Here is a 24,525-nt window from a genome sequence, read left to right as displayed (position 1 = left end):
GAGACGCCGACACCAACACCGAGCCCGAACCAGCCACTACCAGCGCCGACAAGCCCTCCCAGCATGAACATCACGAACTACGGCTGTCGTACTAGTGTCGTGAGTCATTAATTCGGTGATAGCTGGGTAGTGTGGGGGCTATGCCAGATCCGGTTGCTCCTGCGGTGGTGTTGTCCGATGAGCAGCGTGCTCGGTTGGTGGCGTGGTCGCGGCGTGCTACGTCGGCGAACGGATTGGCGGTGCGGTCGAGGATCGTGCTGGCCGCGGCTGATGGGCTGAGTACGAGCGCGGTGGCCCGCAAGCTCGATGTCAATGTCACGACGGCGCGGCGGTGGCGGGCGCGGTTTGTCGAGCAGGGCCTGGACGGGTTGTTGGACGAGCCGCGTCCGGGTCGGCCGCGGACGGTGTCCGACGAGCAGGTCGAGGCGGTGATCACCACGACGCTGGAGACCACGCCGAAGGACGCGACGCATTGGTCGACGCGGTCGCTGGCGGCCGAGTTGGGGTTGTCGCAGTCGGCGGTGTCGCGGATCTGGCGGGCGTTCGGGCTGCAGCCACACCGTCAGGCCTCGTGGAAGCTGTCCAAGGATCCGTTGTTCATCGACAAGGTTCATGACGTGGTCGGGCTCTACCTCGACCCGCCGGAACGGGCGGTGGTGTTGTGCGTGGACGAGAAGTCCCAGATCCAGGCCCTGGACCGCACCGCGCCGATCTTCCCGATGATGCCCGGCACGCCGGCCCGGGCCAGCCACGACTACAAACGAGCCGGCACCTCCAGCCTGTACGCCGCGCTGGACCTGGCCAGCGGAAAGGTCATCGGATCCCTGCACGCCCGGCACCGCGCGATCGAGTTCAAGAAGTTCCTGCAGACCATCGACCGCGAAGTCCCCGCCGACCTGGACGTGCACGTCGTACTCGACAACGCCTCAACCCACAAGACACCCGCGGTGAAACGGTGGCTCGCCGCCCACCCGCGCTTCGTCTTGCACTTCACCCCCACCAGTTCGTCCTGGCTGAACCTGGTCGAGCGATGGTTCGGCGAGCTCACCACCAAGAAACTCCAGCGCGGCACCCACCGCTCGGTGCGCGAACTCAACACCGACATCCGCGCATGGATCAACACCTGGAACGAGAACCCACGACCCTACGTCTGGACCAAAACCGCCGACCAGATCCTCGAATCCATCGCAAAATACTGCACCCGAATTAACGACTCACGACACTAGACCGCCGTACGCATCCATCACAGATTGCTCCTGGCCGCGAATCGCGGCCCATGAATGTCCAGACATGTCATTTACCCCGATATTTGCGACATCATTTCGCGTGTACCCGGCAGCTCTAATCGCTGACTTCTTGTCGACGAACGCCGCATGAAGGCGACCGTGCGCGTCGACCGCGCTGGCACCGACGTACACGCGTCCATCCTTCATCGTAGTCGTATACACACCTGGAACGGTTAGAGCATTGTCGAATCCGAAGGCGCGGCAAGTTGAGTTGTGAACCAGCACTGGGCTTATCCCAGCAACAACATAGTACGTGTGGATCCCATCAACTGTGAGTTGTAGGCGGCTGCGACGCGCTGCGAGCCGTGACGGATACCCTTCACGTGGATGCGTTGACCGGTCGGCATCAAGAGTTCGTCCCCGACGCCGAGCTCATCGGCCCTTTGGTACACGTGATCGCTGGCGTTCCAGAACGGATGGTCCTCGGTCGTGGTGATTGACCCACCGTCTGTCGCGAGGACGAAAAGCGTGTCGGTATGAACCCAGAGATGGGTGACTCTCCGCGGACCACGCTCACCGGTCTCAGGGTCGGTCGCGACGACCATGTCGCCGATCTTGACGCTGCTGATCGGTTTCGTGGACCCATCTGCCATCAGCACCTTGGTTTCGCCGCTGAAGCTGCACGGACCACCCGCCGTAGCCTGACTCCTGCCGACGCCATGCGCCTCTGGTCCGCCGCCCACTGGGCCGCTCGTTCCATCGTTGAAGCCTTCGGCCGACATGGTGCCGGTCGATCATATGCGCTGCACTCGATTCCCCCTTGGCGACACATCTCGTCGGCGAACAGCGCGAGAACCACACGTCGCTCGCACCACAGGTCCTGCGCTTTCCGCCAACGACGACCCAGGTCTCAGTGTTGTTGCAACTGACCATGTACTCCTGACCCTGGCCGCCTTCGCTGCCGATGAGCTTCGACTTCGCCGCGTCGTACGCCCGCTCGTACACGCCCTCGTCCGGCGCGGTCACATCACGGCTGCCGACCTTCCCCGTGACAGGCTGCGGAGTTGATCCGCTGTCCACAGGCGCCTGGACGGGGCCGCTGTAGCTGGCATTGCTATCGCAGCCGCCTTCGTCAGCCATCGGGCAATGCCCGTCGAATTCGACGCCGGTGATCGGGTTGCCCGCGGTGAACGCGTACCGGTTCACGGTCCACGGGTCCGCGCCGAGCGCCAGGTCGTTGAGGGCGCCGTTGTACATGTCGCGGGTCAGGAACCGGTTTCAGGCTCGGGTTGTACTCGCGGAACCCCATGTCGTAGGTACCGGTGGCGCCGTCATACCGCTTCAGAGTTGAAGCGGTACGGGTTGACGATGTCGGCGTCTGCGGCCGCGTCGTTCTTGATTTCGTCGTCTCCGGTGGTGCCGATCTTGTCGGGCTGGCCGTAGGCGGTGTAACGGTACGTCGAGGTTGTGGTGCCTGTCGCAGCGTCGGTGAGGGTTGTCAAGCCTCGCCGGCCGCATGTGTTATGCACTAGCACTGGTGTTTGCCAGACACCACATAATAGGTATGGATGCCTCCACGGTGAGGTTGTACGCGGTTGCGAGGCGCTGTGAACCTGCGCGAATGCCGATGACCCGCACCCGCGTCCCAGTGGAGGTAAGGAAGTTGGTCGCCTCATCGAGTTGGTCGGCGCGCTGGAACTCCTGGTCCGTAGCGTTCCAGACGGATGGTCCTCCGTCGTTGCAAGGGTGCCGACATCGGTGACGAGCGCACGGAGCGTGTCAGAGTGGATCCACAGCTGGGTGACCTTCCGTGGCCCGCGTTCGCCGGTGCTGGGATCGGTGACGAGGACTTCGACGCCGATCTCGATTTGTGAGATCGGCTTGGCGCTACCGTCACCCATCTCAACGAGCGTCTCGCCGCCGAAGCTGCACATCGTCTTTGTGGCGGCCTTCTCAGCAGCCGCCGCCTCATTCGGTGAGTTTGGCGCCCTTGCCGAACCACTTGCCGACCGTGGATAGCGTGCCGGCGATCGGGATCATCGCGGCGCAGCTCGCGGCCGTTGCCGACCACGACCACGAGGTGTTCGGGGCTGAGCGCCCGGGCGGGCGATGGCGTTGCCGGTCTCACCGTCGTGGGCGTACCAGGCGCAGTTGGCGCCGTCCGCAGCCTCACCCACGACGGGAACCGATCCAGCTGCGTCAAGAGTCCCATGCAGCAACGGTTTCGCGATCTTGACGATGCCACCGCTGCCGTCACCCCCACACGTCCAGCCGCCACCCTCCTCCAACTTCAGCTGACAGTCCGGGCACCGCTCCAGCACCGACCCGACAATGGTCCCGCCGCCACAGCGGTCATGGCTCACGCCTTGCCGATCGCGGCTGCTACCCAACTGACAAATGCGTCAGTCTCGACTGATTCGCCAGCAACGATCTGATGCCCGTACGTAGCGAGGAGGCGATCGATGTCGAGGTTGTACTTCGGGTTGGCCACGCCCTTGAACCCCATGATCACATGCCGCTGAAACGCGGCGTCACGAACCCCTTTGTCGAACATGGCCCATTGCAAGTTCGGGCTACGCTCGATCATCACGTCGCCGAGGAACAACGCGAGATCGTTGACCACCGCGTACCACAAGTTCCGAAGCCGACCAGTCTCCGGAACGCCCTCCACTTCGCGGCGGAACCAGTCATTGGCCAGCTGCAAGCCTGCGTCGTCGGACGCCAGCACCACACCGTTACCCTCCAGCAACCGACGCAGCTCGGAAATTCGCTCGTGCTTTGCGTCCATCAACCGCATAAACGCCGCACGCGCCTCACGCCTCGTCACCTCATGTAGTGGCCGGGTGACACCTGGATCGAATGGCGAGTAATCGCCCCAATTCACGCTCATCGCACCACCGTAAACGGGATCCCGTTCCTAAGGAGCTCAGCCGCCAGACTTGGTGTTGGGCCTCCACGCCCAGTTGTCGGACTCGTCGAGAACTCCCACATCAGTTTCCTGACCTGGCTGGTCGGGTCGTTCAACAACTCAACATCTCTCGCGATCTCCTGGCGCTCTCGGCTCCCCAGGCTTGTACGGCCGACCTTCGACTCAATCGCCAACCCATCCGGAGTCAAGACGTCCAGTCGGCGCGAACCACTTGCAGCCTGCAACGTTACTTCTCGCATCGCACCCGGATAACGTCCTGCGATGGCATCAGCCGCAGCATCACCAACAGCCTTGTTCTTCAGAACCTGAGGAACGCTGCTTGGGGCTTCCTCGGCGAGCTTGGCGCCCTTGCTGAACCACTTGCCGACCGTGGATAGCGTGCCGGCGATCGGGATCATCGCGGCGCAGCTGGCGATGGCGTTGCCGGTCTCACCGTCGTGGGCGTACCAGGCGCAGTTGGCGCCGTCCGCAGCCTCACCCACGACGGGAACCGATCCAGCTGCGTCAAGAGTCCCATGCAGCAACGGTTTCGCGATCTTGACGATGTCGCCGCTGCCGTCACCCTCAAACGTCCAGCTGCCATCCTCCTTCAACTTCAGCTGACAGTCCGGGCACCGTTCCAGCACCGGCCCGACAATGGTTCCGCCGCCACCTTCGGACCCGGTGTCGTTCAGGTGACCGCCGTACTCGACTCGACTGATGGGGTTGCCGCCGCCGAACATGTACCGGTTGGCGTTCCAGGGGTCAGTCCCGAGCCCGAGGTCGGTCAGAGCACCATCGAACATGTCGCGAGTCAGAAACCGGTTCAAACCAGGGTTGTACTCACGGAACCCCATGTCATAGGTGTTCGTGGCGCCGTCGAAACGACCCGAGTTGAACCGGTACGGGTTGACGATGTCGGCGTCCAGCGTCGCATCGTCTTTGATCTCGTCGTCGCCCGTCGTACCCATTTTGTCCGGCTGGCCGTAGGCGGTATAGCGGTACGTCGACGTTGTCTGACCGGTGGTCGCGTCGGTCAGCGTTTCGGTGTCGCCGTGCGGGTTGGTACCATAGAACGACTTCTTCGACGTCGTGCCGTTGACCGGAGAGTCGACCAGCGAGAGGCTCTCGCCCTTGGCACCGTAGGCATACGACTTCGAGGTCTTCCAGGTCCCGGTGGTGTCCTTCTCCTCCTCGGCCGCGACCTGGTCAGCAAGACCAATGAAGGTGTAGCGGGTGGAGATCGACGCGTTGGTGACGACCTTTTCGGACTGGTTGGTGACACGGTCGAACGGGTCGTAGGTCTGGTTGCGGGTGAACGTCGGGTTGCCGGCGGTGTCGAACTTCTGTTGCCGGACCAGGCGGTCGTAGCCGTCGTAGGCGTTCTGCTCCACCACCTGGGTGCCCACGTCGGTGGTGGTGGAGCGGCCGAACGGGTCGTAGCGCTGGTTCAGGGTCGTGCCACCGGTAACCGTTTTGGTCAGGCGGTTGCGGTCGTAGGTCATCGTCGACGTCGTCGCGCCGATCTTCTGCAAGGTGGTGTTGCCGGCGGCGTCGTACTCGTAGGACTCGGACTCGCCCTTCTCGACACCGGTCTTCACCACTGCCTCGAGCTGCCGCGCCGGGGTGTAGGTGTAGTTCGAGGCCTGGTCCAGGTACTCCGACGAGTTCGCCTTCAGAAGCTTCTCGACATCCTGGGAGCGGTCGCCATCGGAGTTGAAGCGCAGCGAATGCGACGACACCAACTTCCCGCCGCTGGTCTTTTCAGACTGAATCCGCGGCAGCCCGTCCTCGTGATACGTGAACGTCGCCAGATTGCCATTGGGCTTGGTGATCGTCGAACGCAGACCGCGCCCGTCGTAGGTGTAACTCCACGTATCCAACGTGCCCGTCGGCGAGGCACCAGCCTTGACCGTGGCCACCAGATTCCGGACATCCCACGTGTAGCCGGTGTAGCGCGACACACCCACCGTGTTCGCATCCGCGCCACGCTGGGCGTTGGTCGACAAGACGTTGGAGTCGAGGTCGTAGGTGTAGTCGGTCTTCGCCTTCTCCACACCAGCCTTCAACTCCTGCACCTGCGTGGTGCGGGCCAGACCATCAGTAGTGATCTTGAACGTGTCTGTCGGAGCGTTGGGATTGTTGTCCTTGACCTCGGTCTGCTGCCCGTTCAGGTCGTAGTTGTAGGTGAACGACCGGGATTCAACCGGACTGGTCGAGACCAGCTTGATCGCGTCCGCGACCACCACGCCAGTCGCGGACGGCTTCAACGTGATCGTCTTCGCGACACCGTTCGGGAACGAATAGTTACCGAGGCTCACCCACGGGGTAGCCGCGGTGCAGGCCTTCTGGTCGACCGTCTTCGTAGCCGCGCCGGTGGAGTGGTTGATCGTGTACGTCGCCGCAGTCGTGGCGCCGGTCGCGACCGGGCAGGAGGCGTAGACGTCGAACGAGCCCGCGACATCGGGCAGCACCCGCCAGTTGAACGTGTCGCTGGCTTGCGGCGTACCAACAGCCGCAGCAGCGTGGGTTTGATAGTCCGCGCCTTGGGTGTTGGTGCCACCGGCAACGGGCGTCCACGTGCCCGTCGAGCTGGTTTGCCAGGTGTCGGCGTTGTCGATGATGTCGACCGGCTGCTGGGCGGCGGTGTCGGAGCGCGACTGCAGCGCACCGTCGGGGTAGTAGCCCCACGCCTGGGTCCGCTTCGCGTCGTCACCCGGCACCGTCAGCGTCCGGTCGGTCTGCTGACCCAATGCGTTGTAGCCGTACGTCGCGGTGATCTGCCACGGATCCGTCGACGTCTTGATGTCACCAGACCCGTAGTAGCTGAAGTTCGTCCACTGCGACGCCGGCGGCGCCGTAGCGGCGAAGGTTGGCTCGGACTGGGCCTTGATCTCGCCGGTCGGGTAGTACTGGATGAACGTGCTCGACGGCGTCTTGTACAAATCCGTCGCCGTGTCGAACGCAGACTTGTTCTGCACCGGCCGGTTGTTCTTGTCGTACACCGTCTCGGAGTACCGGCCACTGGGCCGGGTCTGACGAGTCACGTTGCCGGCCTCGTCGTAGTTCAGCTTGGTGACCCGGTCTTCTTGGTGCGCGCCGATCGGCGTGTGCGGGACGTGGATCTCGATCGGCTGGCCGGCTTCGTCGTACTTCGTCGTCTTCGTGTTCCCGGCCTGGTTGATCTCGGCTGTGACCAAACCATCGGCGTCGTAGACCGTCTTGCTGGTGTGACCCGCCGCGTCGGTGACGCGGTAGGCCGGCCCTTAGCAACAAGGGGAAACGACGACTCGTTGGTTCGTCCTACATGACCGGTGAGTAGCGTGTATGGTCCCGGCGAGTGAGACGTCCTGCGATCTGCGCACAGCGACCGGACGACCACTTAAAGTTTTGATCTAGGCCAATTCAGTCACTGATCGGCAACATTTTCACTGCGCCGGCGGTTGATCTCGTAGTCTCCCTTCGGGGATTCATTTGAAACGACCTGGGGGACCCATGCTTCGGAGGCTTCTGGCCTCAGCTGCCGCATTGCTTGTCGCGGCCGCGGCGATCGTGTTCATCGATCGCGCGGCCGACGCGGCCGCGGCCGGTGTCAGCATCACCGCGACGCAGGCGTCGAACGGCACCACCACGCTGACCTACCGCGCGACCGTGCTCAAGGCGGGCGCGATCCGCGAGGTCACGATGGCGATCCCGGCCGGGACCACAGGCCGGGTCACGTCGATCAACGGCACGGTCAGCTCGGTCACGAGGACAGTGCTGCGCTGGCGACCGGCCCGCGTCACGAACGTTGCAGTCGGCGCACGGCTCGCGATCCCGCTGTACGGTCTGAAGCTGCCCGCCGGCGGCCCGTGGACGCTGGGATTCAAGTCGATCGGCACGGCGGGCCAGGTGATCACGTCCGGCGCCGGCGTACTGCAGCCGTTGAAGACCTACACGGCCGCTGTCGCGGTCAAGGCGACGAACCCGATTCCCGCCCAGACGACGAACCTGACGTACCAGGCCACGATCACCAAAGCGGGCACCCTAGGCGCCGTACGCATGCAGTTGCCCACCGGCGCCACCGGCACGTACAGCACCATCAACGGCACGCTCTCCGTCGACGGCGGCTACGCGACCTGGAAACCGAAGTCACCGCTCAACGTCGCACTCGGCGCACGACTGGCGATCCCGGTGAACGGCGTCCAGCTGTCCCGGTACGGCGCAACGATGAGCCTCACCGTCTCCGCGACCACCCCCACCGGCACCGTCCTGAGCTCCGGCGCCGGAAGCATCGCGTTCATCGCACCGCCTGCCGAGATGCCCGTCGTCGCCGCCGCGGACTTCGTCGCGCCGCCTGCCGGATGTCCCGACACCTGGCCGACGACAACCGTCGAGAACGCCAAGCCGGGTATTGGCGACTGGGTCATCCCGACCAGCATGAACGGCGCCCTGGCCGGCTACCTGGCGCAGGTCTCGGCCAGCTGCGGCGACTCCGTCGACCTCAAGGTCACCTCCGGCAATCCGGTCAGCGTCGTCGCCTACCGGATGGGGTACTACGCCGGCCTCGGCGCGCGAGAGGTCTGGCGGCAGGACGACGTACCGACCGTACTTCAGGAGGCGCCGACAACCGGCGGAGCGTCGGTCGACGGCAAACCGCTGCGGATGACGTCGGCGGCGACCTGGTCCAAGACGCTCAGCATCCCTGTGGACAAGGACTGGATCCCGGGAACGTACCTGATCAAGATCAGCGACGGCACCTCCGCGACCTATGCGCCACTGACGGTCCGCGACGACACCGGCACCAAGCACGACCTGATGATCCAGCAGGCGACCGCGACCTGGCAGGCGTACAACAGCTACGGCGGCGTGAGCTTCTACACCGGCCTCGACACCGGCTCCGGCCGGCTGACGTTCGACCGGCCGTACAACGAGGGCCAGGGCTCCGGGCAGTACCTCACACTCGAGCAGGGACTGGTGTTCTGGGCCGAGTCGAAGGGACTCGACGTCACCTACTGGACCGACAACGACCTCGACCGGTACGGCGGTCAACTGCCGACACGAGCCCGGACGCTCTTCCTGCCCGGACATGACGAGTACTACTCGCTGCGGATGCGGGCCGCGCTCAGCCAGGGGATCGCCCGCGGTGTCAACGTCGCCAACCTCGGCGCGAACACGGCGTACCGCTTGATCACCTTCACCGACGAGACGCGGCGGGCCTGGGACATCGACCGGTACACCGACGGCTACAACTCCACGACGTGGCGCTACCAGGGTGACGCCTACGCCTCGCAGCCGCTGCTCGGCGCGGACTACATCTGCCCGGTGCTGGGCAACACGCTGACGACCGACAGCGGATGGATCTTCGATGGTGTCCCCAACGGGACGACGCTGCCCGGGTTCATCGCCGGCGAGGTCGACTACGTCTGGCCGGATCTCTACAAGCAGCCAGGCCAGACAACGCTCGCCAGCGGCACCGGAGCGTGCCGCTCGAACGGTCGCGCCGCGCCCATGCACGTCACGGCGTACACCGCCCCATCAGGTGCCCGGGTCCTGAACGGCTCCACGTTCGCCTATGGCTGCTTCCTCGTCGGCCGGTGCCCGTCGAACTGGACAGTCCCCTCCCCCGATGCGGCGTCGCAGAAGGCAGTCGCGACGATTGTCGCCAACATCGCTGAGTGGGTCTCCCGCGGCACCATCGCCGTACCGTCCGAAACCACAGCCGCCAAGATCCGCGTCGCCGTACCGAAGCACCCGCTGCAGACCAACACCCAGCCCTGACCGTCGAGGTCAGCTGACGGGTACGTCGGTGACGACAGCGTAGTGGTCCGAGGGCGGCCGGCCGTGGTCTTCGTCGAATCCCACGAGGTGGGAGTCGGTCGGGACCAGGCCGTCGTTGGCCAGGATGTAGTCGATCCGTTGGTCCTCGAGCCACTCGCCGTGCCCGAGGTAGGGATTGCGGGAGCTGTAGGTGACGCCGTCGTACGCCTGTTGCCAGCAGTCGTCGAGTACGGCGAGCAGAGGGTCGAGCTCGGGGCAGTCGGGTGGCGCGTTCAAGTCACCGGCCACGACGACGTCGTCACCGCGGGCCTTGAGTTCGGACACGAGCGACGCCAGCGAACTCGCCTGCGCGAAGCGTTCCCGCTGATGGTCCTCTTCCCAGTCCAGGCAGCTGGTGATGAAGTGCAGACTGTCCTCGCCGAGCCGGATCTCCGCCCGGAGCGCGACCGTGCCGGTCGACAACGTGTGCTGCTCGACCGCCCGCAACGGGAAGCGGCTCAGAATGCCCAGCCCGAGCCGTACGCCGGGATCCGGGTCACGCGGCATCCGCGACGGCGCGAACACCGACGACATCCCCAACTCGAACCCGAGCAGATCGGTCTGGGACTGTCCGTCGTCGCGCCAGGTCTCTTGCAGGGCAAGGAAATCGGGTCGTTGCGCCCGCACCGTTTCGGCGATCGCCCGCTGGCGCCGGAGCCAGTGGTCGCCGAACCGCCCCCACACGTTCCACGTCATGAACCTCACTGCTACTTCACCTTCCTCGTATCGCGCCGTACCGGTACCCGCAACGACCGAGGACACGCCGACGAGTCTGCTCATCCGCCGGGGTTACCCGACGCCCGGCGGGGAACCGGGCGGGTATGACTGTGAAGCTGAACAAGAAGGCGTTCGAGCACGCGAAGAGCCTTGTGGAGAAGGGACAAACGACCAAGGACGAGCGGGACGACTGGAGCGAGCATGCCCCGACCGCGGCCGAACAGAACGCGTATTTGGACAAGCACGGCTGGAGCGACTACGGCCTGTGGTTCCTCGGTATCGACACCGACATGGACGAGGAGACCAAGGGACACTACGAGTTCCCGTACGGCGACTTCCAACGGGTACACCGCTGCGGTGTCATCAGCGCCGAGTCCCGCGCCGCGCAGTACGACCACCCCGATATCCAGGACGCACTGAAGAAGATCCACGAACTCCTGGACGGCGAACACAGCTAAGACTCACGCGCTACTCCCGGGCGCCCTTGTCGAGGACCTTGTTCACGGAGCGTTCCAGGCGTGCTCTCGCTTCCTCGTCGGCGAGGTCGTCGCCGACGCGGTCGACGGCGTCCGCGATCGTGCGCCCGTGCTCGTACTGCTCCACGACGCGTGGATCGACGTACGACGCCCTGGCCACCGCCGGCGTGTTACCGAGGTGCTCGGACACCTCCTCGAGCATCTCCTTCACCGCCGCGTTCAGCGCCTTTTTCGTGGTCGGCGGCTCCGCCTCGGCCAGATCGACCGCGGCGTGCACGGTCGCGGTCCAGGTCCGCAGGTCCTTCACGGTGAAGTCGTCACCGACCAGCTCGCGGAACCGGTCGTTGATCATCCCGGCATCGATCTCGTGATACTCGTCGCCGTCGCGATACACCAGCAGCTGCTTCTTCTTGTGCCGGCTTCGCCTCAGCGAACGCACCGCTGCCACCAGGTTGGCGTCTTCCAGCTCGAACGTCCGCCGCTGCCCGCCCTTCGCCCGAAAGTCGAACACCAGCTTCCCGCGACTGATCCGCACGTCGTCACGCAGCAATGTGGCCGCACCCCGGCTGCCGTACTCCTCGGCGTACTGCGTGTTGCCGGTCCGGAAGACGCCGTAGTCCAGCATCCGCAGCGCGACCGCGAGCACCCGCCGCCGCTGCAGCCCCCGCGCACACAGATCCTCGTCCACCGCCTCCCGGAACGCTGGTAGTTTGCGCGCCAGCTGCCGCACTCGATCGTGCTTGTCCGCATCCTGCGCCGACCGCCAGTCGTCGTGGTACAGATACTGACGGCGTCCGGCCTCATCGGTCCCGACGGCCTGGATGTGCCCGTTCGGGAACGGACAGATCCACACGTCCTGCCAGGCCGGCGGAATCGCCAAGGTCCGGATCCGCTCGACCGTGTCCGTGTCGTCGATGACCTTGCCATCGGCATCGAGATAACTGAACCCACGCCCTCGCCGCACGCGGGTGTACCCCGCCTGCTCCGGGTGACTACGCCGCAGCCGCATGACAGTGCACCCAGCGATAGCCGTAGCCGGCGAGTCGGACCGAGTTCTTCGACGCCGGCTCGTACTCACCGTCGGCGAGCAGGTCGGTCCGCACGTCGTACGGAAGGTCGACCTCGAGCTCGTCGGCGGACAGATTGGCCAGCATCAGTACGGCGTCGTTGCCGCGATGGTGCAGGACGGCGAAGACCGAGCGCTGCCGGAGCGCCAATGCCTCGCAGCGGTGCGGCGGGAGCTCGCCGAGCTCCCGCCGGGTGCGGACCAGCTGCGCCACTTTGCTGAACAGGGACCCGGGACGAAACTCCTGATCCGCGACATTGACCTGCGAGAACCCGTAAGGGCCGCCCTGAAGGACGGCCGGAGCAACCACCCCGGCCGGTGCCTTGCTGAACCCGCCGTTCGGTTCGGACGACCACTGCATCGGCGTCCGCACCGACATCCGGTCCGGCAGTGTCAGGTCCTCCCCCATCCCGATCTCCTCGCCGTACCGGACCACCGGTGCCCCCGGCAACGACTCCGCGACCGCATGCGCCAGCGCGGTACGCCGTACGTCACCGAGCATCGGCGCCACCCGACGGCGGATCCCACGGTCGAACACGCGCATGTTCGCGGCCGGCGCGAACGCCGCCATCACCTCGTCTCGCTCCGGCGCCGACAACCGGTCCAGGTCCAGCTCGTCGTGGTTGCGCAGCCAGTTGACGTAGGTGCAGCCGTCCGGCGGATCGGGCTGCGCGCGCAGCGCCCGCACCAGCGGCTCGGCGTCCCCGCGGGCCAGCGCGAGGAACAGCAGATTGTTCGTCCAGAAATCCAGCACCGCGTGCAGGCGGCCGCCGTTGCCGAAGTACAGGTCGTACTGGTCCGGCGGCACGTCCACCTCGCCCATCAACGGCGCGCCGTCGGCCATCTCCGCGAGCTCGGAGAGGAACCAGAAGCCGTCGTCGCGGTCATCGCTCAGGGCCGCCTGCCGGACCATGTACGGCACCGCGTCGACCCGGAACCCGTCGACTCCCTTGTCGAGCCAATGCCGGACGATGCGCGCGATCTCCGCACGAACCGCCGGACGGCCGACGTCCAGATCGGCCTGGTGCCAGTAGAACGCGTGCCGGTAATACATCCCGGCGTGCGCGTCGTATGCCCAGATCGAGTCCTCGACGCCCGCGAAGACCGGACCTTGTACGACGGGATCGTCGCGCGGTTCCGCCGCCCACACGTAGTAGTCGCGGTACGGCGAACCGGGGTCGTCCCGCGCCGCCCGGAACCATGGATGGTGGATCGACGTGTGCTGGACGATCAGTTCGACGATCACCCGCAGATCCAGCTCATGGCAGCGCTCGACGAGCTCCTCGAAGTCGGCCATCGTGCCGAACCGGGAGGAGACACCGCAGTGGTCCACGACGTCGTACCCGGCATCCAGGTACGGCGATACGTAGAACGGTTGCACCCAGATGGTGTCCGCCCCGACGGCCCGCACGTGGTCCAGCTTCCGGACAACGCCTGGCAGATCTCCGACACCGTCGTCGTCGGAGTCGAAGAACACCGCCGGGTCCAGCTGATAGATCGCCCGCCCGTCAAGTCGCATGTCCTGCCGGTACCCCGCCCCCGGACCGTAAACGCCTCGTCGCAGACCCGGCTGTTTCGGCAGCCGAACGGCGGACACCGGACGTTCATGTCGACTCTGCTGCCAACCGCTTCCGCGCCGGACACCGCGCGGATCCTGCGAGACGTCCTCGGACCGGTCGTTGCCCAGGGACCGATCCTTCGCAGACCCCGGCTGGGCATGCTCGCCGAGAAGCTGCGCGTGGACGACCGCGCGCTCCGTTGCGTCCGGCGACTCCGCGGCCGGTGCGGCGAGGGGCCCGTCCTGCTGCGGATCGCCGGGCGCACGATCGCACTCGTTCTCGCCGCCGACGACGTCCATCGACTGCTGAACGAAACGCCCGAACCGTTCGCCGCCGCAACCGGTCTGAAGATCGGCGCGCTGACGCACTTCCAGCCGCACGCGGTCCTGACGACCAACTCTGCGCTGCGGGCCGGACGTCGTGCGCTGAACGAGGATGCCCTCGACAGTCACCTCCCTGTCCATCGTCACGGCCACCGGTTCGTCGACGTGGTCCACGAGGAGCTGGACGGCCTGGACGCCCGCACTCTCGGCTGGGACGACTTCCGCAGCGTCTGGTCTCGCGTCGTACGCAGGATCGTGCTCGGGGACGCGGCCCGCAACGACGTGGAACTCACCGAGCAGCTCGACCAGCTCCGCGCCGACGCGAACTGGGCACAGCTGGGCCCGGGGCACGACGAGACGCGCGCCCGTTTCCTCGCGACGGTTTCCCAGTACGTCGACAAGGCCGAAATCGGAAGCCTCGTCGAAGCCCTCGACCGACGGTCCGAGACACTCGACCCGGCCGGTCAGGTGCCGCACTGGCTGTTTGCCTTCGACGCCGCCGGCATCGCCCTCTGGCGACTCCTCGCCGTCCTCGGCACCGACCGGTCGCGACTCGAGCCCATCGTCACCGAGGCACGTCACCCGGAGGCTTCCCCGTTGCTGGCCCACGCCGGCGCCGCGATGCAGGAGTCCCTCCGGTTGTGGCCCACCACTCTGGTCATCCTGCGGCAGTCGCACGAGGACACCGAATGGCGTGGCAAGGTCGCGCCGGCCGGAACCGAGTTCGTGATCGTGAGCTCGGTGTTCCATCGCGACGACGACGCACTTGACTTCGCGAACCGGTTCGAACCGGCTGTCTGGCTGGACGGGCGAGCCGACGGTTCCTGGCCGATCGTCCCGTTCAGCGAAGGTCCCGCAGGGTGCCCCGGACGGAACGTCGTACTGCTCACCACCAGCGCCGCGGTCAGCCACCTCGCCGACCGCTACGACCTCGATGTCGATCCGACGACCCGCGCGAAGCTGGCCGAGTCGATGCCCGGCACGTTCAACCACGCCGACGTCCGGATCGGGTTCTGGAGACGCCGCGACAGCTGAGAAACCCTGAGAACGTCAGGACCGGCCGGGCAGGAACTCCTGAACCTTGGACTTGAACCCCTGCTTGATCATCGAGGAACGGTCGCTGTCACCGCGCACGATCGACTCCGCCGCCTTCTCGATCTGGTCCCAGGTCGCATGCGGCGGGATCGGCGGCACCGCGGGATCGGTGCGGAACTCGACCACGCACGGGCGATCCGCCCGCAGCGCCTCCTCCCAGGCCGGCACGACCTCCTCGGGCTTCTCGGCCGTCACCCCGTGCAGCCCGAGCAGCCTCGCGTAGCCGGCGTACGGGAACTCCGGCAGCTCCTGCGAAGGCAGGAACTGGGGCGAGCCTCCCATCGCCCGCAGTTCCCACGTCACCTGGTTGAGGTCGTTGTTGTGCAGTACGGCGACCACCAACCGCGGATCCGCCCACTCCTGCCAGTACTTCGCGATCGTGATCAGCTCGTTGATCCCGTTCATCTGCATCGCGCCGTCACCCACCAGCGCGTAGCCGGGCCGGTCCGGGAGCCCGAACTTCGCGCCGATCACGTACGGCACGCCAGGCCCCATCGTGGCGAGCGTCCCGGACAGTGATCCCCGCATCTCTCCGCGGATCCGGATGTGCCGCGCGTACCAGTTCGCCGCCGATCCGGAGTCGGCCGCGAGGATCGCGTCGCTCGGCAGCCGCTGCGACAACTCGTGGAACACCAGCTCCGGGTTGATCGGATCCGCCGAGGTGTGCGCGCGACGCTCCATGACCTCCCACCAGCGCCTGACGTTGCTCTCGACGCCCGACCGCCACGACCGGTCCTCCTTGCGCTGCAGGAGCGGAATGAGCGCGCGCAGGGTCCGGGCCGCGTCCCCGACCAGGTTCACCTCGAACGGGTACCGCATCCCGACCATCGTCGGATCGAGATCGACCTGGATCGCCCGCGCCTTGCCGAACTCGGGCAGGAACTGCGAATAGGGGAAGTTCGATCCCACGATCAGCAAGGTGTCGCAATCCATCATCAGCTCGTACGACGGCCGCGTCCCGAGCAGTCCGATCGAGCCCGTCACCCAGGGCAGCTCGTCGGACAGAACGTCCTTGCCCAGCAGGGCTTTCGCGACACCGGCACCGGTGATCTCAGCGAGCTCCGTGACCTCACTGGCCGCCCCACGCGCACCTTGACCGACCAGGACCGCGACCCGCGAACCCGCGTTCAAGATCTCCGCCGCCCGCTCGAGCTGCTCGGCCGCCGGGACCGGCGCCGACCAGGTCAGGTCCAGGCTCGACGGCACCATCTTGAACGCGTGCGACGGCGCCGTGTACTCCAGCTCCTGCACGTCCGACGGGATGATCAGCGCGGTCACGGTACGCCGGGCTGCCGCGATCCGGATCGCCCGGTCGAGGACGTTCGGGAGCTGCTCCGCGACCATCACCGTCTCGCAGTAGTCGGACGCGACATCCTTGAAGAGCGTGTGCAGGTCGACCTCCTGCTGATAGCTGCCGCCCATCGCGCTGCGTGCCGTCTGCCCCACGATCGCGACCACAGGAACGTGATCGAGCTTCGCGTCGTACAACCCGTTCAGCAGGTGGATCGCGCCCGGACCGCTGGTCGCCGTACACACGCCGACGCGGCCGGTGAACTTGGCGTACCCGACCGCTTCGAAGGCCGCCATCTCCTCGTGCCGGGCCTGTACGAACCGCGGCTGGTTGTCCGCCTTCTGCCACGCGGAGAGCAGTCCGTTGATCCCGTCCCCGGCGTACCCGAAGACGTGCTCGACACCCCAGTCACGCAGCCGCTGGAGTACGTAGTCGCCAACTGTCGTGCTCATGTCCAACCTCCCGACGAGACCCGGCCGGTCCTGGCCGGTACCCGGGGTGTTCGGCAGCAAACGGGTTTCGAGCGGCCCGTCGTGGTCACCGGAGAGGCGTCCGCCCGATGGTCGGACCAGCTCCTGAGGAGGATCGCGTGGGACAGGTTGTGGTAGTGACCGGCGCCAGTGGCGGCATCGGCCGGGCGAGCGCCGTCGCCTTCGCCCGGCGCGGCGACAAGGTCGCGTTGCTTGCCCGCGGCGAGGCGGGACTCGAAGGCGCCGTCCGTGACGTCACCGCCGCCGGCGGGACCGCGCTTCCGATCGAGGTCGACGTCGCCGACTACGACAAGGTCGAGGCCGCCGCGGATCAGGTCGAGAAGGAACTCGGGCCGATCGACGTCTGGGTGAACGTCGCCTTCTCGTCGGTGTTCGCGCCGTTCCTGGAGATCGAACCCAGCGAGTTCAGGCGAACCACCGAGGTGACCTATCTCGGGTACGTCCACGGAACCCGGGCTGCGCTCCGCCGGATGAAACCGCGCGATCACGGCGCGATCGTGCAGGTGGGGTCGGCGCTCGCGTACCGCGGGATCCCGCTGCAGTCGGCGTACTGCGGGGCGAAGCACGCGATCCAGGGCTTCCATGACTCGTTGCGGTGTGAACTGCTGCACGACAAGTCCGACGTACACGTGACCATGGTCCAGATGCCGGCCGTCAACACCCCGCAGTTCTCGTGGGTGTTGTCCCGGCTGCCGAAGCACCCGCAGCCCGTGCCGCCGATCTTCCAGCCGGAAGTCGCCGCGGACGCCGTCGTCTACGCGGCCGATCACCCGCAGCGGCGCGAGTACTGGGTCGGGGCTCCGACCGTGGCCACGCTGATCGCGAACAAGTTCGCCGCCGGACTCCTGGACCGCTACCTGGCACGCACCGGCTACAAGGGACAACAGAGCGACCAACCTCCCGAGAAGGCCGCGAACCTGTGGGAACCCGCCGACGAGGAGCGCGACTACGGCGCTCACGGGGTGTTCGACAAGCGGTCGACGCCGCGCAGTCTCCAGACCTGGGCCTCCAGGCATCGCGGACTGGTCGGAGCATTCGCCGCAGGCGCTACTGCGGCAGCGGTCTCCTGGGGCCGCAACCGCCGGTAACAGACCCGGCGATTGGAGAACACGACATCGGGCACCCGATGGGTGACGAGCAACTCGGAGGTGCGCGTGAAGATCGGATACTTCTTGTCCAGCGAGGAATACACGCCCGCGGAACTGATCGAGCAGGCCCGGATGGCCGAAGAGGCCGGGTTCGACAGCTTGTGGATCAGCGACCATTTCCATCCCTGGAACGACGAGCAGGGCGAGAGCGCGTTCGTCTGGTCGACGATCGGCGCGATCTCCCAGGTGTGCGAGCTGCCGGTGACGACCGCGGTCACCTGTCCGACGGTACGGATCCATCCGGCCGTGATCGCACAGGCGGCCGCGACCAGCGCCGTACTGCTGAACGGACGGTTCACGCTCGGGGTCGGAACCGGTGAGGCGTTGAACGAGCACATCCTCGGCACGGTCTGGCCCACGCTCGACGTACGGCTGGAGATGCTCGAGGAAGCGGTCGAGATCATGCGCCGGCTGTGGACCGAGGACGGATTCGTCAGCCATCACGGCAAGCACTACACGGTCGACACCGCGCGGATCTACACCCGGCCGCAGGAGCCGTTGCCGATCTACATGTCCGGATTCGGGCCCGAGGCAACCGATGTCGCGGCGCGGATCGCCGACGGCTACATCACCACCGCACCCGACCGCGACCTGCTGCGGCGTTTCCGGGACAACGGCGGCGGGTCGAAGCCGGCGCAGGCCGGGTTCAAGGTCAGCTACGCGCCGACCGAGGACGAAGGCATCGAGCAGGCCCACCGGATCTGGGCCAACGCCGGCGTCCCCGGCGAGCTCGCCCAGGTGCTCCCGTCACCGCGGCACTTCGAGCAGGCCAGCCAGCTGGTCACCAAGGAGTCCACGGCGCAGTCGGTTGCCTGCGGCCCGAAGGCGGACGTCCACGTCGACGCGTTCACGCCGTACGTCGAGGCCGGGTTCGACGAGGTGTACGTCGCCAACATCGGCCCGCACACCGTCGACATGATGAACCTCTACCGCACCGAGATCCTGCCCGAGCTCCGCCTGCACAAGGAGCACTCATGACCAGCCACGAAGCCTGGACCACCGTCGACGTCGCGCCGAACATCCTGTTCGACCGGCTGTCGGACCTCGACCATCTGCCCGAGTACCTCCCGCAGCTGACCGCGCTGCACCGCACCAAGGCGACCCCCGTCGAAGCGCAGGGACCCGAGGCACGCCGGCCGCACCAAGCCGTGCACGAAGAGATCGACGTCACCGCCGCCGGCGGGCGCCGGGAAGGCTGGGTCGACGTCCTCGCCGAGGACCGCATCCTGCGGTGGAGCACCGAGGGCGCCCACGACTACCACGGCGAGCTCATCGTCGACTTCGTCGCCGACGGAACGTCGAAACTGACGGTCCGCCTGCACACCACCGACCCCACCCCGGTCGACGACGAACTCCAACAGACCCTGTCCGGCATCAAGACCGCCGTGGAGCAACATCTCCCCACCGAGTCCGATTCCTGACAGCGCACGTCAGGAGCGCTTCTCCGCCAGGAGTTTGAGGCGGCGAAGCGCTTCGGCGTTGCGTGGGTGCAGCATCAGGTCGGCCAGTCGCTCCGGCAACAGCGCGATCGGGCCGCTGGTGGCCCGCTCGGTCATCACCAAACGGCAGCACCCGTCCGAGGTCTTCGTCGCCCGGAACTCCACCTCGCCGTACCCCGCGGGCCAGACCCGGAGCTGCAGTCGCAGCCGCTGCAGTGGCTCGTACTCGAGGACCTTCGTGGTGTCGTCCAGCAGAAAAGGCCACGCACCCACCGAGTGATGGATCCGTCCGCCGGGTTCCGGCCACGGCGGGTCGACGTCCCGAATCCTCGACGCGCCCACCACCCACGCGGCGTACGACCAGCCGTTCGTGAGAATCGCGAACACGTCCTCGACACTCGCCTCGATCAGGCACTCGTTTTCACTCACCCCGCACGCGGTACCCCATCCACCGCACCTCCACGCCCTGCTCTTGCCGGGTGCTCTGCGGTGCGCACAACGCATGGCAGCCGACGGATGCGGGCACTTGTACTGGTATGCGTAGTGAGCCGAGGCTGCTGTGGCCATCCGCCATGCGCGGGTGCAGGAGTGGGCCATGAGTACATCAGCAAGTGCGGACGCCTCGGCTCCGATCGAGTTCCAAGCGGTCGGCGGACCCCTCGAGCGGGCGCTCATCTGGGTGTTCATCGTCGTACCGACCATCGCGCTGGTGCCGGCGATCGTCTTCGCCTGGGGCGGCTGGATCGGGTGGCACGACATCGTCGTGCTGATCGTGTTCTACGTGATCACCACCACCGGCATCGGCGCCGGCTATCACCGATGCTTCACCCACGGCTCGTTCAAGAGCAGACGCGGCCTGAAGATCGCACTCGCGATCGCCGGGAGCATGGCGCTCGAAGGGCCTGTGATCCGCTGGGTGGCCGACCACCGCAAACACCACAAGTTCTCCGATCGCGAGGGAGATCCGCACTCCCCCTGGCGCTACGGCACCAGCGCTTGGGCGGTGACCAAGGGATTCGTCTTCGCCCATGCCGGATGGGTGCTGTGGGGCCAAGATCGTGCCGACCCCAAGCACTACGCGCCGGACCTGCTGCACGACCGCGACCTGGCAGCGATCTCGCGGCACTTCCGCTGGCTGGCCGCGATCTCACTGCTCGCGCCCGCGCTCATCGGCGGCCTGTGGGACAGGTCGTGGCACGGCGCCGCCACCGGCTTCTTCTGGGGCACCCTGGTCCGTGTCGCCGTCATGCACCACGTCACGTTCTCGATCAACTCGATCTGTCACGTCTCCGGCAAGAAGCCCTTCACGGCCCGAGACAGGTCAGGCAACGTCTGGTGGCTGGCCATCCTCAGCCAGGGCGAGTCATGGCACAACCTCCATCACGCCGACCCCACCTGCGCGCGCCACGGCGTACTCAAGGGGCAGATCGACATCAACGCCTGGCTGATCAGACAGTTCGAACGGTTCGGGTGGGCGTACGACGTGCGATGGCCCGATCCCGCCCGCCTCGAGAAGAAGCGCACCGTCGTCGGCTGACCCGCCGAAGCTGTCATGGACTCGTGGCAATATCTATCGTGGCGACGATAGACATTTGGGATCGATCGATGTAGTCTTCCTGGTGTTGACAGAGAAGAACATCGAAGCTGACACACGGAGGTTCGATGATCCCAGAAAAACGGAGACTCCGATGAGTTCAGATCCGGCCGAGGGGCCGGCCAGCTTCGACGATGACGACTACCCCGCCTTCACCATGGGCCGGGCCGCCGAGATGCTCGGAACCACGCCGGGCTTCCTCCGGAGCCTGGGCGAGGCAAAACTGATCGACCCGCAGCGCTCCGACGGCGGTCACCGCCGCTACTCGCGTTACCAGCTGCGCCTCGCGGCCAGGGCGCGCGAACTCGTCGACCAGGGCACCACGCTCGAGGCGGCCTGTCGAATCATCATCTTGGAAGATCAGCTCGCAGACGCCCTGCGTATCAACGAACAAATGCGAGACCAGGGTTAAGCACCACGGCATCGGCTGGGCTCGGCGACCGGGGTGCACCACCACCACAACCACGCATCCCGCTTGGAGACCGAGATGTCCTTGACAGAGCCTGCCGAAGTGTTCGACGCAGGCAGGTTCGCGCAGTTCGCGCTGGAGTTGCACGACGCTGCCGGGGTGGAGGAGACCCTGGAGGCCGTGGTGCAGTTCGCGTTACATGCTGCCGACTGCACATCTGCGGGTGTCGCGCTCGTGGCCCGCGGTGGCCGCGCGGAGGTCGGGGCTATCACCGACCCGGTCGTGGAGACGTTGTACCGGTTCCAGATCGAGACCGGCGAGGGTCCACTGCTGACCGCCTTGTCCGGCCAGACGGTCACCATCCCCGATGTCGCGACCGACGACCGCTGGCCGTGCTGGCAGCCCGTCGCCGTGAACGCCGGGGTCGGAAGCGCAATCCACGTCCCGATGCAGGTCAACGGCCAGACCACCGGCGTGCTGTCGCTGTACCACGCCGAGCCGAACGCGTTCACTGTCGACGACGAGGCAATCGCCCACATCCTGGCCCGGCACGCCTCGATCGCGGTCGCCACCGCCCGTCACGAAGTCGACCTGGCCCAGGCCGTGGACGCCCGCAAGCTGGTCGGACAGGCGATGGGCATCCTGATGGAACGCTTCGATCTGGACGGCGATCAGGCGTTCGCCGTCCTGCGGCGCTACTCCCAGGACACCAATACCAAACTGCGCGACGTCGCGCAGCAGCTGATCGAGACCCGCAAACTCCCCCGCTGAGCCGATCCGTCAGCTCGCGAGGTCCTGTCTGCGGTAGTGGTAGGAGTTGCGTTCGGCGATCGTGCCGTCGGGGTTCGTGACGATGTGATCGACGCCGTACCACTGCGCCACCGTCGCGCCTCGGCTGACCTGTCGTTGTCTCCCAACCGTCGCATCAACACGCTCTTCTGAGATATCACGTCATCGATTCGATGACAACCCAGTTCGTCATCGAATCGCTGACACCTTCGAGGGTTGAGCGAGACTCAGCAGGGATACCGGGTCGGCATCCGAGCTAGGAGGCGACGATGAGTTTCGACCGGCCCAATCCTGATGACAAGCACAAAACAGTCAGCGACACCGAGCTCAACGAGGCGTTGGAGAACGACGAGCTTGAGAAGGGCGGCCTTGACTTCGACAAGGTCGAGCACGACGAAGGGCAGCGCTCCCCCGGCCCGGAGCCAACCGGAGACGCACGCCGTCCTCCTCAGGACGAGGACGTGACAACCGGTACAGAGGGGCGCCCCGTCGAGCCCCCGGACTGACCCGCAACACTGCCCGCGCTCAGGACGCCTAGTGCGATCTGGTACTGGCCGGCGCCGTACGCGATCTTGAGAAGCAGGTTGCGGAGCGGGAAGTCATGTCCTGCGAGTCCGGCGCCGATCAACGCGTCCGAGGTCAAGAACAACGCTCCGCCCAGGCCCACCCGGCCGCCGTACCACCACGACGTCACCGCGGTCGCCGTGAGCATGATCGCGTACGCCGTCACCGGACCGCGGTAAACACCGAGCCCGGGCCACAACGCAACCATCGACGCCAGGTACACGACCCCGTAGGCCGCGAGCACCTGCCATGATCTCCGCTGCGCTCCGTGGCTGAACAACGCCACGTAGCAGGCATGGGCGGCTGCGTACATTGCCATCCCGGGCAGCAGGAAGTCGAGCTCCATCAGGAGATCACCGGCTGCGGACGCGAGCAGCGCGGCAACGAGGAGCGGTGGACCATCGCAGGAGTGCACCCACGACGCGAGGGCCGGCATGAGAGTTGCCTTTGACAACAGTCGCAGTACGGCGGAATCGAAGGCCACGGCCGCAAGATGAATCACCGCGCTGGCCCAGTACCCGTTCGTCCAGCACCGGCCCCGATCGAGATAGGCGATGCTCACACCGGCCCGGTACCCGGTGAGAAACGATGCTCGTCAGCCGCAGCGGCGGGCTGAAGGTGTGGTTGCGTTCCACTTGGTCAGCAGGTGATCGGCCGAGAGGTCGTCCAGTGTCAGAGCGCAACGGGCGCCGAACAGTACGTCGCCGATCGCGTCGGGGTGTTCCTGTACGTAGCTGCCGCACAGGTCGTGCGCGGCAATCTGCTCGTGGACGGCGTCGGCCTCGACGTGCTCGGTGAAGTAGCGGGCCTGGTCCTCCGAGGCACCGAGCCGCGCGGCTCCGGTCGCGTATTGCCGGTTGGGAAGTGTGGAGGTCATCTCGAGCGCCGCCAAGTGACCGAGGAGTGCGGCCGTCCACCGAGAATGCAGCGCGAACAGCGACATCACGTTCGACACGGCCAGCGTGACAGCCGGTACGTCGGGAACGTACCGACCGTACGCGTCGTCGAGGCCCAGCCAGCGCATCGTCGTGCGAAACAGCTCCGAATGCATCCGCTCGCGCCGGCCACCGCCGTACTCGTCGGCCTCGATCTCGACCAGCGCGGCCTTGGCGGCACCGTCCAGGCGCGGGATACCGAAGCTGTGCGGATCGGCCTCCTTGAGTTGGTACACGGACCGGTTCAGCACGAACTCGCGGAACTGCTCGCGGGTCGCATGCCGACGCAGGTACGGCGCCAGTCGCGGACCGTCGGCGGCGTCGATCATCGTCCGTAGCTGGGTCGCGACAGGTTGCGCGCTCGGAGTGACGCGGCAGTTCGCTTCCAGCCACTCGCTCCACGGCCGCTCCATGCTGGATCGGAACGCGATGATGTCCGGATCCCATTGGCGTTCGGGATCTACGTCCTCGAAGCCGCGGTAGTACAACTCGTAGGCGACCCAGAGCGCGAGCTGAAGGTCGTCATCGGCGTACGGACACGTGGTCGCGCCGACCTCGACGGGTCGGGCCGCATCGGATTGTCTGAGACTCGTCGTCAGCCAGGTGCTGAGCGGCCCCCGTGGTGGTGGTAGCTGCATGCTGGTTCGGTACCCGCAGGTTCTTCGTAGAACCGCTCACCGGTGGGTACCGCGACTA

At 66.2% G+C, this 24,525-nt stretch carries 22 protein-coding genes and 1 pseudogene; 11 read left to right on the top strand and 12 right to left on the bottom strand.

What is annotated here, in order from left to right; genetic code table 11:
• Nucleotides 1-140 precede the first annotated feature (140 nt).
• A complete protein-coding gene (locus tag EV651_RS30035) occupies nucleotides 141-1,226 on the top strand; it encodes an IS630 family transposase (protein WP_133788625.1) in 1,086 nt (361 codons plus the stop codon).
• Nucleotides 1,227-1,516: 290 nt separating this feature from the next.
• On the opposite strand, the gene EV651_RS42000 is transcribed toward EV651_RS30035, so the two are convergent.
• The 5 genes and pseudogenes from EV651_RS42000 to EV651_RS43045 form a co-directional block, all read right to left on the bottom strand.
• The gene (locus tag EV651_RS42000; protein ID WP_202870568.1) at nucleotides 1,517-2,008 is read right to left on the bottom strand and encodes a polymorphic toxin-type HINT domain-containing protein; all 492 of its coding nucleotides are present in this window, start codon (nucleotides 2,006-2,008) and stop codon (nucleotides 1,517-1,519) included.
• Between the two features lie 549 nt (nucleotides 2,009-2,557).
• Entirely contained in the window at nucleotides 2,558-2,728 is a 171-nt protein-coding gene (locus EV651_RS41610; RefSeq protein ID WP_166658835.1) for a hypothetical protein, read from the bottom strand.
• Between the two features lie 857 nt (nucleotides 2,729-3,585).
• Entirely contained in the window at nucleotides 3,586-4,116 is a 531-nt protein-coding gene (locus EV651_RS30025; RefSeq protein ID WP_133788624.1) for a hypothetical protein, read from the bottom strand.
• Nucleotides 4,113-6,608, bottom strand: coding sequence for an RHS repeat-associated core domain-containing protein (locus EV651_RS43410; protein ID WP_370353586.1), 2,496 nt, complete (start codon nucleotides 6,606-6,608; stop codon nucleotides 4,113-4,115). The genes EV651_RS30025 and EV651_RS43410 overlap by 4 nt, the downstream gene beginning before the upstream one ends.
• Before the next feature lie 555 nt (nucleotides 6,609-7,163).
• Nucleotides 7,164-7,337: pseudogene (locus EV651_RS43045) on the bottom strand (hypothetical protein); the annotation flags it as partial.
• Nucleotides 7,338-7,629: 292 nt separating this feature from the next.
• Between EV651_RS43045 and EV651_RS30015 the strand changes: the two are divergent.
• Nucleotides 7,630-9,894, top strand: coding sequence for a N,N-dimethylformamidase beta subunit family domain-containing protein (locus tag EV651_RS30015; RefSeq protein WP_133788622.1), 2,265 nt, complete (start codon nucleotides 7,630-7,632; stop codon nucleotides 9,892-9,894).
• A gap of 9 nt (nucleotides 9,895-9,903) precedes the next feature.
• Here EV651_RS30015 and EV651_RS30010 read toward each other — a convergent pair whose 3' ends face one another.
• Complete coding sequence (locus EV651_RS30010; RefSeq protein WP_133788621.1) at nucleotides 9,904-10,713, bottom strand: endonuclease/exonuclease/phosphatase family protein; 810 nt, start codon at nucleotides 10,711-10,713, stop codon at nucleotides 9,904-9,906.
• Nucleotides 10,714-10,754: 41 nt separating this feature from the next.
• Between EV651_RS30010 and EV651_RS30005 the strand changes: the two genes are divergently transcribed.
• Nucleotides 10,755-11,108, top strand: a complete 354-nt coding sequence (locus tag EV651_RS30005) for a hypothetical protein (RefSeq protein WP_133788620.1) — start codon at nucleotides 10,755-10,757, stop codon at nucleotides 11,106-11,108.
• Nucleotides 11,109-11,118: 10 nt separating this feature from the next.
• On the opposite strand, the gene EV651_RS30000 is transcribed toward EV651_RS30005, so the two are convergent.
• Both EV651_RS30000 and EV651_RS29995 read right to left on the bottom strand, forming a co-directional pair.
• The gene (locus EV651_RS30000; RefSeq protein WP_133788619.1) at nucleotides 11,119-12,135 is read right to left on the bottom strand and encodes a DNA topoisomerase IB; all 1,017 of its coding nucleotides are present in this window, start codon (nucleotides 12,133-12,135) and stop codon (nucleotides 11,119-11,121) included.
• A complete protein-coding gene (locus EV651_RS29995; protein ID WP_133788618.1) occupies nucleotides 12,119-13,711 on the bottom strand; it encodes an alpha-amylase family glycosyl hydrolase in 1,593 nt (530 codons plus the stop codon). Before EV651_RS29995 ends, EV651_RS30000 begins: the two co-directional genes overlap by 17 nt.
• Nucleotides 13,712-13,798: 87 nt before the next feature.
• Here EV651_RS29995 and EV651_RS29990 point away from each other — a divergent pair, with 87 nt between their 5' ends.
• Nucleotides 13,799-15,109 carry a cytochrome P450 gene (locus EV651_RS29990; RefSeq protein WP_133788617.1) on the top strand — a complete coding sequence of 437 codons (1,311 nt, stop codon included), beginning with the start codon at nucleotides 13,799-13,801 and terminating at the stop codon, nucleotides 15,107-15,109.
• A gap of 15 nt (nucleotides 15,110-15,124) precedes the next feature.
• On the opposite strand, the gene EV651_RS29985 is transcribed toward EV651_RS29990, so the two are convergent.
• Nucleotides 15,125-16,912, bottom strand: coding sequence for a thiamine pyrophosphate-requiring protein (locus EV651_RS29985; protein WP_133788616.1), 1,788 nt, complete (start codon nucleotides 16,910-16,912; stop codon nucleotides 15,125-15,127).
• A 137-nt stretch (nucleotides 16,913-17,049) separates the two neighbouring features.
• On the opposite strand from EV651_RS29985, the gene EV651_RS29980 reads away from it, so the two are divergent.
• The 3 genes from EV651_RS29980 (at nucleotide 17,050) to EV651_RS29970 (ending at nucleotide 19,520) form a co-directional block, all read left to right on the top strand.
• Nucleotides 17,050-18,039 carry an SDR family oxidoreductase gene (locus tag EV651_RS29980; RefSeq protein ID WP_202870567.1) on the top strand — a complete coding sequence of 330 codons (990 nt, stop codon included), beginning with the start codon at nucleotides 17,050-17,052 and terminating at the stop codon, nucleotides 18,037-18,039.
• A gap of 66 nt (nucleotides 18,040-18,105) precedes the next feature.
• A complete protein-coding gene (locus tag EV651_RS29975) occupies nucleotides 18,106-19,077 on the top strand; it encodes a TIGR03557 family F420-dependent LLM class oxidoreductase (protein ID WP_133788614.1) in 972 nt (323 codons plus the stop codon).
• Nucleotides 19,074-19,520 carry an SRPBCC family protein gene (locus EV651_RS29970; RefSeq protein ID WP_133788613.1) on the top strand — a complete coding sequence of 149 codons (447 nt, stop codon included), beginning with the start codon at nucleotides 19,074-19,076 and terminating at the stop codon, nucleotides 19,518-19,520. The genes EV651_RS29975 and EV651_RS29970 overlap by 4 nt, the downstream gene beginning before the upstream one ends.
• 9 nt (nucleotides 19,521-19,529) lie before the next feature.
• Here the strand turns inward: EV651_RS29970 and EV651_RS29965 are convergent, their stop codons facing one another.
• Entirely contained in the window at nucleotides 19,530-19,967 is a 438-nt protein-coding gene (locus EV651_RS29965; RefSeq protein ID WP_202870566.1) for an SRPBCC family protein, read from the bottom strand.
• 166 nt (nucleotides 19,968-20,133) lie between these two features.
• Between EV651_RS29965 and EV651_RS29960 the strand changes: the two genes are divergently transcribed.
• The 4 genes from EV651_RS29960 (at nucleotide 20,134) to EV651_RS29945 (ending at nucleotide 22,836) form a co-directional block, all read left to right on the top strand.
• Nucleotides 20,134-21,075 (top strand): fatty acid desaturase, encoded by a 942-nt coding sequence (locus EV651_RS29960; protein ID WP_133788612.1) that lies wholly within the window; start codon nucleotides 20,134-20,136, stop codon nucleotides 21,073-21,075.
• Between the two features lie 151 nt (nucleotides 21,076-21,226).
• Nucleotides 21,227-21,544: a MerR family transcriptional regulator gene (locus EV651_RS29955; RefSeq protein ID WP_133788640.1), complete on the top strand. Its 318-nt coding sequence runs from the start codon at nucleotides 21,227-21,229 to the stop codon at nucleotides 21,542-21,544.
• Between the two features lie 75 nt (nucleotides 21,545-21,619).
• Nucleotides 21,620-22,312: a GAF and ANTAR domain-containing protein gene (locus tag EV651_RS29950; RefSeq protein WP_133788611.1), complete on the top strand. Its 693-nt coding sequence runs from the start codon at nucleotides 21,620-21,622 to the stop codon at nucleotides 22,310-22,312.
• 287 nt (nucleotides 22,313-22,599) lie between these two features.
• Nucleotides 22,600-22,836 carry a hypothetical protein gene (locus tag EV651_RS29945; protein WP_133788610.1) on the top strand — a complete coding sequence of 79 codons (237 nt, stop codon included), beginning with the start codon at nucleotides 22,600-22,602 and terminating at the stop codon, nucleotides 22,834-22,836.
• Here EV651_RS29945 and EV651_RS29940 read toward each other — a convergent pair.
• Nucleotides 22,779-23,456 carry a lysoplasmalogenase gene (locus EV651_RS29940; RefSeq protein WP_133788609.1) on the bottom strand — a complete coding sequence of 226 codons (678 nt, stop codon included), beginning with the start codon at nucleotides 23,454-23,456 and terminating at the stop codon, nucleotides 22,779-22,781. The genes EV651_RS29945 and EV651_RS29940 overlap by 58 nt on opposite strands.
• Before the next feature lie 33 nt (nucleotides 23,457-23,489).
• Entirely contained in the window at nucleotides 23,490-24,467 is a 978-nt protein-coding gene (locus EV651_RS29935) for an iron-containing redox enzyme family protein (RefSeq protein ID WP_133788608.1), read from the bottom strand.
• Nucleotides 24,468-24,525: the final 58 nt, after the last annotated feature.

Source organism: Kribbella sp. VKM Ac-2571, assembly GCF_004362255.1.
GTDB lineage: Bacteria > Actinomycetota > Actinomycetes > Propionibacteriales > Kribbellaceae > Kribbella > Kribbella pratensis.
The sequence above is the reverse complement of the archived record's forward strand: the minus strand, read 5'-3'. Positions and strand labels throughout refer to the sequence as shown.